Origin of the sequence: Flavobacterium hercynium, assembly GCF_002217285.1 — a bacterium.
GTDB lineage: Bacteria > Bacteroidota > Bacteroidia > Flavobacteriales > Flavobacteriaceae > Flavobacterium > Flavobacterium hercynium.
The window spans coordinates 92,691-109,910 of record NZ_MUGW01000018.1 but is presented as its reverse complement, the minus strand read 5'-3'; the positions used below and the strand labels follow the sequence as shown (position 1 = coordinate 109,910).

Here is a 17,220-nt window from a genome sequence, read left to right as displayed (position 1 = left end):
AACAATATGCATTGATCCCACAATAAACGGATTTTCATATTCTTCACCTGTTAAGGAAGCTTGCGCGAGAATTGAGCTTTGTGTAGTCGATGCTTTATTTGTCTTCCATTTTTCACTTTTGAATTGCAAACTCGAACAAGCTCTGAGAAAAGAACGAATCGCGGTATAGTTGAAAAACACATCTCCGGGACAATCTTTTTTGTATACTTCGTCTTTACTTCTATAAAAAACTATTTCACTCAATGTTTGTTTGTAATACGAAAGACTATCTGATCCAAAAAAGGCATCAATAACTTCAAACGGATTTTCTAATTCCTGATGTGCCCAAAAATTAGTTTCAAAGGATATTCTATTTTTTTTCATGCGGTAACGATATTATATATTGACTTGTAAAATTCCATGATGTTCTACGCTAGTGTTTCAAATATCTTAATCAGGAAGATTCGCAAGTATGTAAATTCAATAACAAATGTAATAAAAAAATATAAATCCTACACATATATGTGTAGGATTTATATTTTTTTATGCTTGAAATTTAGCATGTGGAAGAAAAAGAATTAAATAGTATACAGGTTAAATTAGGATCTACTATAAGGCAAATTAGAGAGAAAAGAACTAATTATTCTCAATCAAAATTAGCTATTGAAATTGGTATGTCAGAAAATCAGGTTAGCAGGATTGAAAGAGGAGAAACAAACCCAACAGTCAAAACACTTACAATGATTGCTCGCGCTTTAAAAGTTGATATAAAGGACTTCTTTGATTAGTATTAAAAGATCGTAATGAAGAACGAAAATAAAACCAAGGAAATTAAAGAGCTGATCGCACAGAAGGTAAAATCATTAAAGGGAGACGTAGCATATAGTAAAATCGCATCCCAGTGTGAGATTCATAGCGGAAAGATTAGTAATATTGCTAACAATCGAATTGATTGCCAGCTTTCAAGTTTGATAGAACTTGCAAAAGGACTTAGAGTTCATCCTAGTGAATTTTTTAATATTGATTTTGATTTCGATAAATATTATAAAGAACTAGATTCAATAAATAATTTAGAGAAGAATAAATAGAAAAGTTACTCTGTTTAATACTGGCAGAGAAATAACGACAGAAATTCGAAATCTTGTTCTTTTCCTTTACGCTGGCGCGATCATCTTGTCAATCAAGAATGTAAATATTTTTTTTATTTGTTCAAATGGTAAAGAAGGACGGTAGTAAAGTAAAATCTGTTGATGAGGAATCAACAAGAGTCTTCTTGTTGGATAAATTAATATGTAATTACATTAATGCTGAATGGATTGATGAGAAAAAATCTAATCTTTCTCAAAGTAAAGAATATGGAATACATCCACATGTTTTAACAAAAATCAGAGAGAATGATGGATACAGAATTCCGATGTCGACTTTGGCAATAATTTGTTTTTATAGAAAAATTGCAATTTCAGATTTTTTTAAACTGATAGAAGAAAAATATGGAACAAAAATCAATGATGACTTTATTAGTAATACAAAGAAGTAATGATTGATAATGCTGAAAAAGTCGATTTTCAAATTAAGTTTGGAAAACAAATTGAAAAATTTAGATTAGACCAAAATTTAAGCTATAGACAGTTAGCTCAAAGATGCGATATTGATCATAGTAATATTAGTAAAATTGAAAAGGGAGAAATAAACATACAATTATCTTCAATGTTACAATTGGCAAAAGGTTTGAATATTCATCCAAAAGAATTTCTCGATTTTGAGTTGTAGTTCTATACCTAACAGGTTTTAAAAACCTGTTAGGAAATGTAATTGAGATGCGTTATCCTAACAGGTCTCCAAGACCTGTTAGGTATTTAGTAGAGTTATACGAAATATGAATAACAAAAAAAAGAATCCGTATAAATCTGCGTTTTCGCAAAGCGAATCAGTCTCATCCGCGTAATATAAAAAATAAAGATATCTTCGCACTAGCAGAGGTAAAGAAGTAAAGCCTTGTATTACCAGAACTAAAACCAATTACAAATAATGAAAGAAACTTTAGAAGTAAACAATTTTGAGTTGCAGCTCGATCAATCTGCAAAACAGTTTTTAGCGGATGCTGCAAAATGGGCTAATTTTTTGGCTATTGTCGGATTTATAGGTATTGGTATAACGCTTGCCATCTCCTTTATTTTAGGTGTAACCCTATTTGCTATGTCTGATGATCGAATAATAAGAACGATTGCAGGTGAGCTTTATGGAATCTTTACCTGTTTTTGCTACTTTGTTATTGCTGCGCTTTTTTATTTTCCAGTGTTGGCATTGTATAAATTTTCTAAGAATACTAAAAAAGCTTTAGAAGATTCTGATTCAGGGGCACTCTTAACTTCTTTTCAATATCTAAAATCACATTTTAAGTATATTGGGATCTTAATGCTTTCAATAATGATATTATATGGTTTCTTGATATTAGCATTCTTAATCATAATTTCTTCTCGATAAATATGTAACGGCAAAAAAAAGGATCCTGAGTTTTTCAGGATCCTTTTTTGTGTTTAATATAAGTTATAAAAAGTTTATTTGTTTTTTTATATAAAATAAAAAGATGTAAGTGATTGATCACTACCTATTATAGGTTTATTTTTACATATTCTAATGTTTTTTTAATTTTAAGATTAGTTTACATATGTATATTTGCAGCATAAAAATGTAGTATAATGTTTAATAAGGTTGATTTTCGTGCTTTATTAATCTCTGCTTTTATATTAGAATAAATAATAAGCTAGAGCAGTAAAATGCTTTAGTTGATTATTGTTTGAATGTCAAAAGAGTAATTATTTATCGTAACTAAATGAAAAAAATTAAATCGTCGTTGAAACACGTAATTGTCTCAGTAGTAATTTTATTAGTGCTAACTAGCTGTGACAGCGAAAAGAATGCTGTTCAAAATTCAGAGGCAGCTGCTCCAGATCATAATACCCTACATGCATTAAGTAATGCTATTGCAATTTTTAATAAAGTACTGGATAATGTCGAAAATAATATAATTGAAGATCAGGAAGTTTTAATTAGTCAAAAAGAGCAAAATTTAATTAGTTTAGGTACTGCTAAAAAACTAGATTATAAATTATCGGACAAAAACAGTGAGCTACTTGTTTATAAAATGATGGAATTAAGCCGTAAGAAGCTTTTTGATAAATTTGATAATGAAGAATCTCAAAAAATCAGTTATACTTTACGTAAAAATGCAATTTTAGATTTTATTAAAGGTGAAGATGCAGAACATATTTTAAATAAATATATTTATTTTCAGAATAAATTAAGTAAGGATTTAAAAGCTAGCTATGTAAAAAAGAAGTTAGGCAAGACAAATAATAGTATTACTTCAAAAATGATGGCTAGTTATAAAGTGACTTTATTGACTCCTTCTGGAGAATATACGATAGCATGTCCTGATGATAAATATATATTAGATCAAGCTGAGGAACAAGGTATACATTTGCCTTACTCTTGTAGAGTAGGAGCTTGTTCTTCTGATGCGGCAATTTTGAAATCTGGTTCTGTAGATCAAAGTGATCAATCTTTTTTAGATGATGACCAAATGATGTGTGGTTTTGTTTTGTTGTCAGTGGCATATCCAACATCAGACTGCGTTATTTTGACACATCAGGAGGATAAGTTGAGTGATCAAGGTTGCGGAGGAGGAGGTATCAATCTAAATCCAGTGGTAGTAAATAACAATTATACAAATCCTGTTGTAAATATTGGCTGGAGTGGTGTAGGTGTAGTTTATTATAATGGTGGTTCGATCAGTGCACCGAGTCCTTATCAAATTATTGATCAGCTAAAGGGAAAAGAAAATTGTTTAAATACTTTGTTAAATAAACAAGGAAATTCTTTTGTGCAAAAATTATTAGCTAATTTTCAAGGTAAATCTGAGTTTGACATTGTAATTGTTTCTAGAGATAAAATAACTAGTGTTAAAAATGGCGTTGCTAGGGAGATTAATGGGCAAACAATTCATGTAATTAATACTAAAGTGATAACTATTCAAATAAGTACATCAAGAACAAATGAACATTCTGCTCTTGAGGCTACAAGAACAATTTTGCATGAATATATTCATGCGGATATTTACAGGAAGTTGTTAACAAAATCTAATGACATAGGGAATAGAGCATCTGATTTTAAAGAGGTGTATGATAAATATGGAAATGACCACAATAATATGGCAAACTTATATTTAAATAGTATGACTACTGCTTTAAAGGAGTTTCATAAAAATGTATTAACTAATGATTATAATGCATATGTAAGGAATTTTGGAGAAGAACCAACAGATTCGTTTTACAGAGCTTTGGCATGGAATGGCTTAAAAGATAATGATGTTAAGGCTTGGGTAGATTTATCTCAAGTAGAGAAAGATGAAATACAAAGAATGTCTGTAAGAGCAAATCAATTAGGTAAAACAGTGCCTTGTTCTAATTAATATAAAATCAAGTTTGATATGAGAGCAATTATATTTGCGTTATTTGCGCTGTTTTTTATTTCGTTAAGTGCTCAGGAAACAAAAAAAGATACGCTGTTTTTTAAGTATGATCAAAAGTATATTAAAACTTTTACTGAGATTCCAGAAACATATTATTTGGCTGATAGTCATGACGGAGATCAAGGGGCGTTTTTTTTCAAGGAGGAGCAGCGTTTTGATAATCTTAAAAATACAAAATTAAGATGTTTAAAGAAATTTGTGCGCTCTTCTCAATTCTTTGATAGCAAAAAGAAGTTGCATGATTATGAAATTGCAGGTTTATTTGGTAAATATGTGATTTTTTTGGTGCGAAAGAATGGTGTAGCGGTAGAATATATTAAAGTTGTGCCAGGTTTTCAAATAGAGTAAAAATGAAAAGATTTGTAGATTAAGCATTCTATTAGTATACAAAAAAGGACCCTGAGTTTTTCAGGATCCTTTTTTTATGTTGAGTAGAAGTTGTAAAATGCTTACTTATTTTCTTCTTTTTTAATTTCCTCAATGTATTTAGTTAGCTTTTTTCCGTAAAGAGATTGTGCTATTTTTGGTGTCATTGATTTGTGAATAGTATCCAGGAATTTTACGTTGATATCGTAGATCTCAGCTAAAGCAATATAAGGTGCTATTTCATGATCTTTGTGGTTAATGGCAAAGTTCGTAGCAAACAAATATTTTCTCTTCGTATTAGAGTCTTGTTTTGCCTGAATACTGTCAACAGCTTTTTGGTCTTGTCTTTTTACAGCATTAAACTTTGATTCTACCATGTTAAGGTTCTCTTCGTTAAAACGGCTGTTTATTTTTTTGTACTCTTCGTACAATTCCTGGTTCTTAGATCCTGTAATTTTTGCACCATAAATAAAGTTGTCTAAATTGGTGTCGATATTTACATTTCCAGGTTCTGCAAAAAACAATATATTGTTATCTAGTGAATTTGTAACTCCACGGTCTAGAAACAAGTAAAGCATTTCAGGAGATTCTAATTTGATGTCCGTTTCAAAAGTAGAATTTCCGTCGATTTTGATAGAGTCAATCGCTACAAGTGCAGTATCAACAACACGTTGAATATACAATGTTCCGTTTTTTAATCCTTTTATATTTCCAGTCAGGTGTACACTGTCGGTAGATTCTTTTTTGCTACAAGAAGCTAATACAGCAAGAGTAACAAAAGCAATAATTGATTTTTTCATTGGTTTTTAGATTTTGCTGCAAAATAAAGAAAATAGTTTGAATGTGAAGGGGTAAGGGTTTGAATTTTATTAAAAATAAATCAGGGTTTTAAAGAGCTGTGAAAAACAATTTTAAGTAAAAGAAAATGAGGTCAATAAAAAAATCCTGTAAGCTGAGCTTACAGGATTTTCAAGATATTTTTTTTGTAAAAATATTACTTAATCATTTCAAAACTTCTTTTTACAAAAGCAGTTAAAGCTTCTCCTTTTAAAAGGTTTTGCGATAATTTAGCTAAGTCCAAAGCTTGTTTTACTAAATGTTCCTGATGTGTTTTATCTTCTGTGTTCAAAATGCTTGTTGCCAAATCAGAATTTGTATTTACAATCAAATTGTACATTTCCGGCATATTCCCCATTCCAAACATTCCACCACCACCAGACTGGCTCATTTCTTTCATTCTACGCATAAATTCTGGCTGCGTAATAATAAATGGAGCAGCTTGGCTATCCATAGCTTCCAGTTGTACACTATATGCTTTTGGAATATAGCTTTCAAGTGAAGTTTTTAGTGTTTCTTTTTCTTCATCAGATAATTTAGAAATTGTGTTTTCTTCCTTCTTGATTATGTTGTCGATATGATCAGAGTCTACACGAACAAAAGTTAATCCGCTGTTGTCACCTTCAATTTTTTGAATTAAATGTGAAATAATTGGCGAATCTAAAAGCAATACTTCGTAACCTTTAGCTTTTGCAGTTTCGATATACGAGTGTTGTGCTTCTTTGTTTCCTGCGTAAAGAACAACCAGTTTTCCGTCTTTATCTGTTTGGTTGTCTTTTAGTTTTTCTTTTAATTCTTCAAGAGTAAAGTAAGTGTCGTCAACTGTTGGGTATAAAACGAATGCACCTGCTTTTTCGTAGAATTTATCTTCGGATAACATTCCATACTCCAAAACAATTTTAATGTCATTCCATTTTTGCTCAAAATCTGCACGATTTTCATTGAACAATGCTTTTAATTTATCTGCTACTTTACGAGTAATGTAGTTAGAGATTTTCTTAACGGCACCATCAGCCTGAAGACCAGAACGAGATACGTTTAATGGAATGTCCGGTGAATCGATAACACCTTTTAACATTGTTAAAAATTCAGGTACAATTCCTTCTACGTTATCCGTAACGTAAACTTGGTTTTGGTACAATTGAATTTTATCTTTTTGAATTTGCATGTCCGTTCCTAACTTAGGGAAATATAAAATTCCGGTTAAGTTAAAAGGATAATCTACATTTAGGTGAATGTTGAACAAAGGCTCTTCAAATTGCATTGGATACAATTCTCTGTAGAAATTTTTATAGTCTTCATCAGATAATTCAGTTGGCTGTTTTGTCCAAGCCGGATTTGGATTATTGATGATATTGTCTACTTCAAAAGTTTCATTCACGTAATCTTCAGGAGCATCTTCCGGTTTAGGAAGTGTTTCTGTTTTAGTTCCGAATTTAATCGGAATAGGCATGAATTTATTGTATTTGTTTAATAAACCTCCAATTTTAGAATCATCTAAAAATTCAAGTGAATCTTCAGCAACGTGCAAGATGATTTCAGTACCACGTGAAGTTTTGTCAGCTGGCTCTAAAGTAAATTCAGGGCTTCCGTCACATGTCCAGTGTGCAGCTGGTTCATCTTTATATGATTTAGTAATGATTTCTACTTTTTCAGCAACCATAAAAGCAGAATAGAAACCAAGACCAAAATGACCAATGATTCCAGAATCCTTTGCAGAATCTTTGTATTTGTCAAGGAATTCTTCAGCACCTGAAAAAGCAACCTGATTGATGTATTTTTCTACTTCATCAGCCGTCATACCTAAACCTTGGTCGATAATGTGAATTTTTTTTCCTTCTTTATCAACTTTAATTTCGATAACCGGATTTCCATATTCAACTTTAGCTTCTCCTATACTAATAAGGTGTTTTAGCTTTAAAGTAGCATCTGTTCCATTAGAAACAAGCTCACGCAAGAAAATTTCGTGATCGCTGTATAAGAATTTTTTGATTAAGGGAAAGATGTTTTCAACCGAAACATTAATTTTACCTGTTGTCATATTTTATTAATTTTTTAGTTTAAAGTGATGATTCTCATTTCTTCAAATAGAATACCAATTGTTTTTATAATGACAAAATGTCGTAAGTGTTAATTTTGAAAGAAAATAATCGGATTTTAGAATAAAACATATTTCTTTGAATTGTATCTTTGTATACAAATTACTATTAAATAAAGTAAGATCTAACTTAAAAAAAAAGTATACAATGAAGAAAATAATTTTCATTTGCATGGTTTCCGTGATGTTTTTTGCGTGTAAATCAGCTTCGACAACTGCTACAACGCAGGAACCGCTTTCTACAAAACTTGATCGTCCAAGTCAAGTCGCTATCAAAGGAAATTGGGTTATTACCAATGTAACATATCCAGGTTCAGATTATATCAAAGTGAATTCTTTTGATCTTGCAGATTCAAAATGTTTTATTAATAGTTCATGGAAGTTTATTTCAAACAACAATAAAGGTGAAATGGCTTTAAATTCTTCAAGCTGTACTGCATTTTCTTCACCAATCGTTTGGAGTATCAACAATCAAGGTCTTTTTGTTCTTAAAGTTGTTGAAGCTGGAACAAAAGCGAAAAGAGTTAGAGAAGGTTATTTACTTAAAGTGGCTAATCTAACTGAAAATTCTTTTCAATTAATTGATAACATTTCAGTTGGTGGTCAGACTAAAGATGTAACCTACCAATTTCAAAGAGCTAACTAATATTAAAAAAATATAACATGAAAAAAATAACCGTTTTAACTTTAAGCACTTTACTAGTAGTAACAAGCTTTTTTACAAGCTGTGAATCAGTAAAAAACGCAAATAACACTCAAAAAGGTGCTGGAATCGGAGTTGTTGCAGGTGGTCTTCTTGGAGCTGTACTTGGAAACAACTTAGGAAAAGGTGGTAACGCTGCTTTAGGAGCTGCAATTGGAGCTGCTGTAGGTGGTGGAACCGGAGCACTTATTGGAAACAAAATGGATAAGCAAGCTCGTCAAATCGATCAGGCTTTACCAGGAGCTTCTGTAGAAAGAGTTGGAGAAGGAATTCACTTAACTTTAAATGAAAATGCTGTTCGTTTTGATACTAACAAATCAACATTAACACCTCAGGCAAAAACAAATTTAGATAAATTAGTTCCTGTGTTTAATGAGTACGGAGATACAGATATTCAAATTTTTGGATATACAGATAACACTGGAAAACCAGAGTACAACTTAACACTTTCAGGACAAAGAGCTGCTTCTGTGCAATCTTACTTAGTTTCAAAAGGATTAAAATCCAGCCGTTTCAAAACTTCAGGTTTAGGAATAGTAGATCCAATTGCTACAAATGATACTCCAGAAGGAAGAGCTCAAAACCGTCGTGTAGAATTCTCTATTACTGCAAATGACAAAATGGTAAATGATGCAAAAACAGAAGCTGCTAAATAGTTTCAAAACGCAATAAAATATCTTAAAAGCTGTTTCTTAATTGAAGCAGCTTTTTTTTTGACTTTCGAAATTAAAGATCGTAAATTTGAACTCTCAATTATAACACATGCTTGATATTAACAACATTTCCTTTTCGTATACAGATACACCAGTTATTAAAAATTTGACTTTTTCTGTAGAGAAAGGTCAGAATATTGCCATTATTGGAGAAAGCGGTTGTGGAAAAAGCACGTTGCTGAAACTAATGTATGGTTTGTATGATCTAAATGAAGGTCATATTTCATATCAGGGAAAACCGGTTTTGGGTCCTAAATATAATTTGATTCCCGGAATGCCATATATGAAATATCTGGCACAGGATTTTGACTTATCTCCTTTCGAAACAGTGGCTGAAAATGTTGGGAAGTTTCTTTCTAATGGTTTTGCCAATATGAAAAAACTTCGAGTTCAGGAACTTTTGGAAATGGTCGAAATGGAACAGTTTTCGAATGTTAAAGCTAAGTTTTTAAGTGGAGGTCAACAGCAAAGAGTTGCCTTAATACGCGTTTTGGCACTTGAGCCGGAAGTTATTTTGCTGGACGAACCCTTTAGTCAAATAGATGCTTTTCGTAAAAATGCTTTACGACGTAATTTATTCCGTTATTTAAAACAAAAAGAAATTACCTGTATTATCGCTACACATGATAGTACAGATGCATTATCATTTGCAGATCAGGCAATTGTAATGCGAAGTGGTGAAATAATAGTAAAAGATGAGCCGATTAAAATCTACGAAAATCCTGAGACACGTTATGTAGCATCACTATTTGGAGAAGTAAATGAAATTGCGACAAACCTTTTGCTTCCTTACGAAGACGAAACGCATAAAACCTTAGTATATCCGCATCAGTTCAAAATGGTACAGGAATCAGATTTGAAAGTAAAAATCAGAAGAACCTACTTTAGAGGAAATCATTACTTAATCGAATCCGTTTACAAAAGGCAGTTGGTTTTCTTCGAAAGCGAAATCGATTTGCCAGTTGATCAGGAAGTATTTCTGGGACTAAACTATTTATAACAAAAACGAGAATAGTAATTATTCACTTGCATCAATATTGTTTGCGCAATGCTTGCAAGTAGTTTTAGTTCTCCAGCCAATAAATAGTTTTGATCAAGCAGCATTTTTAAATTTTTCTATGATTTTTATGCTATAACTGATTTTTTGCTAGATAAATCATTTCAATACAAGATATTATTAAGTTATATTAAATTGCTAATAACGAAAAAAATAGTAATTTGTACACTTATGTTTTAAACTATGTGTAGATTTGCAATCCAATTTTTTAATAAATAATAAAAGAATATGTATCATTCAAAAATAGCGGGCTTAGGATATTACGTTCCTTCAAATGTTGTGACCAACGACGATTTGTCTAAAATTATTGATACCAATGACGAGTGGATTCAGGAGCGAACAGGTATTCAGGAACGCAGACATATTATTCGTGGAGAAGACACCACAACTTCAATGGGAGTAAAAGCAGCTAAAATTGCAATAGAACGTTCTGGCGTAGCCAAAGAAGATATTGATTTTGTTGTTTTCGCAACATTAAGTCCAGATTACTATTTTCCAGGACCTGGAGTTTTAGTACAACGTGATTTAGGATTACGTACTGTTGGAGCATTAGACGTTAGAAACCAGTGTTCAGGATTTGTATATGCGATTTCAGTTGCAGATCAATATATTAAAACCGGTATGTATAAAAACATATTGGTAATTGGATCAGAGGTACATTCTACAGGATTAGACATGACAACACGCGGACGTGGAGTTTCTGTAATTTTTGGAGATGGAGCAGGAGCGGCAGTTTTAAGCCGTGAAGAAGATTTGACAAAAGGAATTTTGTCAACGCATTTACATTCAGAAGGACAACATGCAGAAGAACTTGCTTTGCAGGCGCCAGGAATGGGAGCACGTTGGGTGACTGATATCTTAGCTGATAATGATCCTAACGACGAAAGTTATTATCCTTATATGAACGGTCAATTTGTGTTTAAAAATGCAGTAGTACGTTTTGCAGAGGTAATCAATGAAGGTCTTGAAGCAAACGGATTGCAAGTTTCAGATATCGATATGTTAATTCCGCATCAGGCGAATTTGAGAATTTCACAATTCATTCAAAATAAATTCAAATTAACAGACGATCAGGTTCATAACAATATTCAAAAATACGGAAACACAACAGCAGCCTCTATTCCAATCGCTTTAACCGAAGCTTGGGAACAAGGAAAAATTAAATCCGGAGACACTGTTGTCTTAGCTGCTTTTGGTAGCGGATTTACCTGGGCTAGTGCAATCATAAAATGGTAATATAATTACATCTTATTTATATAATAACCTGTTTCATTTTGGAGCAGGTTTTTTTATGGGCATATCCCTGCGGGTCGGGCTATCCGTTTCAATCTTTTTGTTTTTAAAGAAAAAACAAAAAGGATTTCCACTACTATCCCTTATGCGAACATACCTGAACTAAAAGATAGAACCTGTTTTTTTAATTTTGAATAGAGAAGCTTTCCGTTTTAATTAATATTTTTGCCCGTAAAGCAAATCAAAAAAGCTTTACAATAAAATAGAATGGAAAACAATCAACTCGAAATAGCGTGCTTCAATTACGAATCAGCAATTACAGCACAGGAAAATGGTGCACACAGAATCGAATTATGCGAAAACATGCAACTTGGCGGAACAACACCAAATTATGTTTTAGCCGTTCAGGTTCGTGAAAAATTAAACATAAAAGTACACGCTATAATCCGACCTCGAGGTGGCGATTTTGTAAATTCTGACGAAGAATTTATCGAAATGAAACAAGATATTAAACAATTTAAAAAACTGGGTATCGACGGTTTTGTATTCGGAATTCTAAATCCCGGAGGTAGTGTAGATATAAAACGTAATAAAGAACTTGTAGCTTTAGCCGGTCAGCACTTGTGTACATTTCATCGTGCTTTTGATGTTGTAGAAAATGTAGAACAAGCTCTGGAAGATGTTATTGAGTGTGGTTTTCAAACCATTTTAACTTCAGGGCAAGGTGCAAATGTAGAAGAAGGACTTGTTGTTTTAGAGAAGATCCAACAATTAGCAAAAGGAAGAATCGTTATTATGCCGGGTGGAGGATTAAGATCTACTAATGTATTGTTGCTAAAAGAAAAATTAGAAAATACATTTTATCATTCTTCAGCAATTGTCGATCAGTCAGAATCTGCTAGTGCAGAAGAAATTAAGTCATTGCTTCGTTTTTTATAGAAACAATTGTGGGTATAGAATAAAAATGAAAAAGGCTTGGAGTTGGCATTCTCCAAGCCTTTTTCGGTAAAAAAGTATTTAAAACTTATTATATTCAATATTGTTTTACAACTTAAAACATTCCGCCTTCACCTTTGTTAGTGTTGTCCTCTCTTTGTTTACGCTGTAATTTTTTAATTTTAGCACCACCAAAGTTATAAGTCAATCCTATGTAAACCGTTTGACTTTCCCAAGTAAACTGTCCGGCTTGCGTGTAAGGATACATTGTATCGAATGCATATTTCATTGTATTAAAGACATCATTAAAACGTAAACTAATGTTCATCTTGTTGTCTAACAGTGTATAACGTGAACCAATGTCCATTTTGTACATTTCATGGTTATTATTTTGCAATCCGTCAGTCGCACCTCTGTAAAAACCAAATAATAAAAAGCTTAAACGTTTATTAGCTTTAAAGTTCGAGTTCATACGAGCGTTGAAAGCACCAATCGTAATTTTTCTGTCAATTGGATTACTTGTTTGTGTTGCAGGATCAAATAAAAACACAACACCTTGTTGGTTGATGCTAGAGAAATCAATAGAAGGCTGAATATCCCACCATTTTGTAATTTTATAATTTAAAGAAGCTTCAAATCCGTAAGAAGTGTTACTGTCATAATTAGTAAAAGTCATGATTTGTTTTTCGTTGCTTGGATCTGATTCATCAGGATATAAAATTCTGCTGATTTGATCGTTGATGCTTCTGAAAAACACACCGGCAGTAAAGCTTCCTTTAGCTAATGTTTTAGTGTAATTTACTTCTACAGAATTCGTAAACTGAGGTCTTAATTCAGGATTTCCAAATGACGTTACCAATGGAGTAGAAAACTCACGAATAGGTTTTGTCTGCTCTAAACTTGGGCGGTCTACACGACGGCTGTAGCTAAATTGAAAAGTATTTTTTTCATTCAGATTATAGGTAAAATAAGCAGATGGATACAAAGTGATGTAATCATCGTCAAATCTCGTTTCACCTTTGTTTAAGTTAGCGACAACTTTATAACTCTCAAAACGTGCACCTAATTGGTAGCTAAATTTTGTGTATTTCTGACCAAAAGTTACGTAAGCAGAATAAATATCAGTATCGTAAGTATAATTAGAATTTTGACTTGCAACAGGAACAGAAGGATTATTAGTGATATAATCATTTCCAGTTGTTGTAATTCTAGCTTCTGCACCAGCTTCAAGCGTAGTTTTTTCGTTTAATGGATTAACGTAATCAACATTCACAGTACTTAGTTTACGATCACTTTTTATAAAATCACTGTAAACAGCACTATTAGAATCATTGTTTGTCAACGTTGTTTTAGTATCAAAAAGAGCATTTTGCTTCTCTTTGTTATCACTGTAATTACCTTCAATATCTAAAGTATGACCTTCTTTAAAAATGTGTTTGAAAGCTAAATTGTATGTTCCGTTTGTTTCAGGTCCTGTGTAAGTACCTTGCTGATAAATATTTCTAAGACCAGATCCATTGTTATAATCAATGCTAGTGTTTACAGAACCTTTTCCGTTAGATTTATTTTGATTGGTGTAAAATGACAAAGTGTTCTTGTCATTGATTAAATAATCCATACCCAGTTTGTATAAAAACGAATCGTTTTCATTTTTAATGTCCAGATTTTGCTGAATATCCTGATCTAATCTGCTGATACGACCATCATTAAAGTATGTTCCAAAATTTTGACCACCGTTACCAAAGAAATTTAATTTTCCTGTCTTGTAGTTCAAATCAAGAGATTGATTGTGTTTAGCAGTTTCACCTATAGTAATACCACCGCTGTAGCTTCCGTTAAAACCAGTATTCGCATTTTTATGCAACACAATGTTTATGATTCCAGACATTCCTTCCGGATTGTACTTAGCACTTGGATTCGTAATCAACTCAATTTTCTTAATAGAAGTCGACGGAATTTGTTTTAACAATTGCGCAGGATCAATATTCGAAGGTCTTCCGTCAATCAATACACGTACATTATCATTTCCACGAAGTGAAAGTTTACCATCCTGGTCTACGTTTACAGACGGAATGTTGTTCATAATGTCAGAAGCAGAAGCTCCCGCTGTTGTTAAATCTTTTCCAACATTTACAACCTTACGATCAATTTTTTGTTCAATTGTTGAGCGTTCATTAACGATATTAACACCTTGAAGTTGTGTTGCTTCTTCTTCAAGAGGTATATTAAACGTTGCCGTTTTTTTAGCATCGCTTAAAATAACAGAACCTATATATTTTCTAAATCCAATATATTGAATTTCGATGGTGTAACTTTTTAGAGCTACATTTTTAAAAGTAAAATCACCATTGTCATCGGTATTTACGCCTGAAACAATCTTTCCGTTTTCTTTAAGTGTTACAGAAGCATAAGAAATAGGTGCTTTGCTAGACTTTTCAGTAATTTTTCCGGAAACCGTTCCTGAATTTTGTGCTTGTGCTGTTCCGATTACACCCAATAACAGGAACAGATAGATTTTTAGTTTCATAATTTGATGATGTTGATTATTTTGATTGATTGATGAGGATTGATTTTTTGTTTTGTTTGTTTTTCTTTTTTTTTTTTGACTTCAAAGTTCTTATTAAGACTCTTATATCATGAATATGTTACAGCCAATTTTCAAAAAAATGCTTTGTTTTTGATTTGTGTTCTGTTTTATAAGGAATTAGTGTTTTAATTTTTTGATAATTTTAACAATTAAAACAAATCACTTTTTAATAAATTCTAATTGAATCTTCGTATTTTATATGTTTTTCATTTTCTGTAATTGGTGAATAAGCAGTATATTTGCTCACTTTAAAATAAGTTTACATGTCATTATCACAAATTCTTACTCCTTCTATACAAAATGCAATACAGGCATTATTTGATGTTACTGTTGATAAAATCGAATTTCAAACTACCAGAAAAGAGTTTGAAGGCGATATTACAATGGTAATCTTTCCTTTATTGAAAGTTATCAAGAGCAATCCTGTCGAATTAGGAAATAAAATAGGAAACTATCTTGTTGAAAACGTATCTGAAGTAGCACGCTTTAACGTGGTCTCAGGATTTTTAAACATCGTAATTGCAGACAGTTATTATTTAAATTTCTTTAATGAAATAAAAGACAATACTAAATTTGGCTACGTAACGCCAAATCCGGAGGACAAAGCCATTATGGTTGAATACTCTTCGCCAAATACCAATAAACCTTTGCACTTAGGTCACGTTCGTAACAACTTGTTAGGATATTCAGTGGCTGAAATTATTAAAGCTTCCGGTAAAAAAGTTTATAAAACACAAATCATCAACGATCGTGGTATTCATATCTGCAAGTCAATGCTGGCTTGGGAAAAATTTGGACATGGTGAAACACCGGAAAGTTCAAATTTAAAAGGAGATAAACTAGTTGGTAAATATTACGTAGAATTTGATAAAGCTTATAAAGCTGAAATTAATCAACTAATAGAAACCGGAAAAACCGAAGAAGAAGCAAAGAAACAAGCTCCAATCATTATTGAAGCACAGGAAATGTTGAAAAAATGGGAAGCTGGCGATGAGCAGGTTATAGCACTTTGGAAAAAAATGAACCAATGGGTATACGACGGTTTTGCTACAACGTACAGTAATCTGGGTGTTAACTTTGACAAATATTACTACGAAAGCAACACTTATTTATTAGGAAAAGATGTTGTTCAGGTTGGTTTAGATAAAGGTGTTTTCGAAAAAGATCCTGACGGTTCTGTTTGGATTGATTTAACCGATGAAGGTTTAGACCGTAAAATTGTTTTACGTTCAGACGGAACAGCGGTTTATATGACACAAGACATCGGAACAGCTATTCAGCGTGTAAAAGATATGCCAGATGTTGGAGGAATGGTTTACACTGTTGGTAACGAGCAGGATTATCACTTCAAAGTACTGTTTTTGATTCTTAAAAAATTAGGTTTTGATTGGGCTTCAAGTCTTTATCATTTATCATACGGAATGGTTGATTTGCCTTCAGGAAAAATGAAAAGCCGTGAAGGAACTGTTGTAGATGCTGATGATTTGATGCAGGATATGACCGATACAGCAAAACAAATTTCTGAAGATTTAGGAAAACTGGATAGTTATTCTGCCGAAGAAAAAGCAAAGTTGTACCAAACAATTGGACTTGGAGCTTTGAAATATTACATCTTAAAAGTAGATCCTAAAAAACGTATTTTATTTAATCCGGAAGAATCAGTTGATTTTGCAGGAAACACAGGTCCGTTTATACAATATACTTACGCGAGAATTCAATCGATCATTAGAAAAGCCGATTTTGATTTTGCCGCTAAAACGAATACAACAGAACTGCATGAAAAAGAAAAAGAGCTGGTTAAGCAAATAGAACTTTTTCCTGAGGTAATTCAGAATGCTGCTCAAAATCATAGCCCTGCTTTGATTGCTAATTATACCTATGATTTGGTAAAAGAATACAATTCATTTTATCAATCTGTACACATATTAGGAGAAGTAGATCTGACTAAGAAGATATTCAGAGTACAGCTTTCTCAAAAAGTAGCTGAAGTGATAAGAGCTGCATTTACTTTGTTAGGAATTGAAGTTCCTGAAAGAATGTAAAAAGTCGTTAGAAAATTAAATTTATAATAACAGAAAAGTCGATAGTTGTAAAAAGCTATCGGCTTTTTTTAGTTTATTTTGATTCATAACTCTTTAACGATTTTTGTAGTTTTTGCTACAATAAATTTTGTTTTTGGG

General features: G+C 32.1%; 16 protein-coding genes and 1 pseudogene. 13 read left to right on the top strand and 4 right to left on the bottom strand.

Annotation, left to right across the window (positions count from 1 at the left end; all coding sequences use genetic code 11):
- A pseudogene (locus B0A66_RS09755) lies at window positions 1-363 on the bottom strand (hypothetical protein); the annotation flags it as partial.
- A 179-nt stretch (window positions 364-542) separates the two neighbouring features.
- Between B0A66_RS09755 and B0A66_RS09750 the strand changes: the two are divergent.
- From B0A66_RS09750 to B0A66_RS09720, 7 genes are all read left to right on the top strand, one after another.
- Window positions 543-767, top strand: coding sequence for a helix-turn-helix domain-containing protein (locus B0A66_RS09750; protein WP_089049667.1), 225 nt, complete (start codon window positions 543-545; stop codon window positions 765-767).
- 15 nt (window positions 768-782) lie between these two features.
- Window positions 783-1,067: a hypothetical protein gene (locus tag B0A66_RS09745; protein WP_089049666.1), complete on the top strand. Its 285-nt coding sequence runs from the start codon at window positions 783-785 to the stop codon at window positions 1,065-1,067.
- Window positions 1,068-1,192: 125 nt separating this feature from the next.
- Window positions 1,193-1,516 carry a helix-turn-helix domain-containing protein gene (locus B0A66_RS09740; RefSeq protein ID WP_089049665.1) on the top strand — a complete coding sequence of 108 codons (324 nt, stop codon included), beginning with the start codon at window positions 1,193-1,195 and terminating at the stop codon, window positions 1,514-1,516.
- On the top strand, window positions 1,516-1,749 hold the full coding sequence (locus B0A66_RS09735) for a helix-turn-helix domain-containing protein (RefSeq protein WP_089049664.1): 234 nt from the start codon (window positions 1,516-1,518) through the stop codon (window positions 1,747-1,749). Before B0A66_RS09740 ends, B0A66_RS09735 begins: the two co-directional genes overlap by 1 nt.
- A gap of 258 nt (window positions 1,750-2,007) precedes the next feature.
- Entirely contained in the window at window positions 2,008-2,463 is a 456-nt protein-coding gene (locus B0A66_RS09730) for a hypothetical protein (protein ID WP_089049663.1), read from the top strand.
- Window positions 2,464-2,812: 349 nt separating this feature from the next.
- On the top strand, window positions 2,813-4,450 hold the full coding sequence (locus B0A66_RS23285; RefSeq protein ID WP_283407336.1) for a ferredoxin: 1,638 nt from the start codon (window positions 2,813-2,815) through the stop codon (window positions 4,448-4,450).
- Window positions 4,451-4,468: 18 nt separating this feature from the next.
- The gene (locus B0A66_RS09720) at window positions 4,469-4,858 is read left to right on the top strand and encodes a hypothetical protein (protein WP_089049662.1); all 390 of its coding nucleotides are present in this window, start codon (window positions 4,469-4,471) and stop codon (window positions 4,856-4,858) included.
- Between the two features lie 101 nt (window positions 4,859-4,959).
- Here the strand turns inward: B0A66_RS09720 and B0A66_RS09715 are convergent, their stop codons facing one another.
- A complete protein-coding gene (locus tag B0A66_RS09715) occupies window positions 4,960-5,676 on the bottom strand; it encodes a DUF4369 domain-containing protein (RefSeq protein ID WP_089049661.1) in 717 nt (238 codons plus the stop codon).
- A gap of 194 nt (window positions 5,677-5,870) precedes the next feature.
- A complete protein-coding gene (htpG, locus tag B0A66_RS09710; RefSeq protein ID WP_089049660.1) occupies window positions 5,871-7,754 on the bottom strand; it encodes a molecular chaperone HtpG in 1,884 nt (627 codons plus the stop codon).
- Window positions 7,755-7,959: 205 nt separating this feature from the next.
- Here htpG and B0A66_RS09705 point away from each other — a divergent pair, with 205 nt between their 5' ends.
- The 5 genes from B0A66_RS09705 to B0A66_RS09685 all read left to right on the top strand — a co-directional run bounded on the left by B0A66_RS09705 (window position 7,960) and on the right by B0A66_RS09685 (window position 12,456).
- Entirely contained in the window at window positions 7,960-8,457 is a 498-nt protein-coding gene (locus B0A66_RS09705; protein WP_089049659.1) for a lipocalin family protein, read from the top strand.
- Window positions 8,458-8,474: 17 nt separating this feature from the next.
- Window positions 8,475-9,170, top strand: coding sequence for an OmpA family protein (locus B0A66_RS09700; RefSeq protein WP_089049658.1), 696 nt, complete (start codon window positions 8,475-8,477; stop codon window positions 9,168-9,170).
- 106 nt (window positions 9,171-9,276) lie between these two features.
- Window positions 9,277-10,227, top strand: coding sequence for an ABC transporter ATP-binding protein (locus B0A66_RS09695; protein WP_089049657.1), 951 nt, complete (start codon window positions 9,277-9,279; stop codon window positions 10,225-10,227).
- Window positions 10,228-10,512: 285 nt separating this feature from the next.
- A complete protein-coding gene (locus tag B0A66_RS09690) occupies window positions 10,513-11,520 on the top strand; it encodes a 3-oxoacyl-ACP synthase III family protein (protein ID WP_065450948.1) in 1,008 nt (335 codons plus the stop codon).
- A 264-nt stretch (window positions 11,521-11,784) separates the two neighbouring features.
- Entirely contained in the window at window positions 11,785-12,456 is a 672-nt protein-coding gene (locus B0A66_RS09685; protein ID WP_089049656.1) for a copper homeostasis protein CutC, read from the top strand.
- A 112-nt stretch (window positions 12,457-12,568) separates the two neighbouring features.
- Here B0A66_RS09685 and B0A66_RS09680 read toward each other — a convergent pair whose 3' ends face one another.
- On the bottom strand, window positions 12,569-14,980 hold the full coding sequence (locus tag B0A66_RS09680) for a TonB-dependent receptor domain-containing protein (protein WP_089049655.1): 2,412 nt from the start codon (window positions 14,978-14,980) through the stop codon (window positions 12,569-12,571).
- Window positions 14,981-15,303: 323 nt separating this feature from the next.
- Between B0A66_RS09680 and argS the strand changes: the two genes are divergently transcribed.
- Window positions 15,304-17,082 (top strand): arginine--tRNA ligase, encoded by a 1,779-nt coding sequence (argS, locus tag B0A66_RS09675; protein WP_089049654.1) that lies wholly within the window; start codon window positions 15,304-15,306, stop codon window positions 17,080-17,082.
- The last annotated feature ends 138 nt before the right edge of the window (window positions 17,083-17,220 follow it).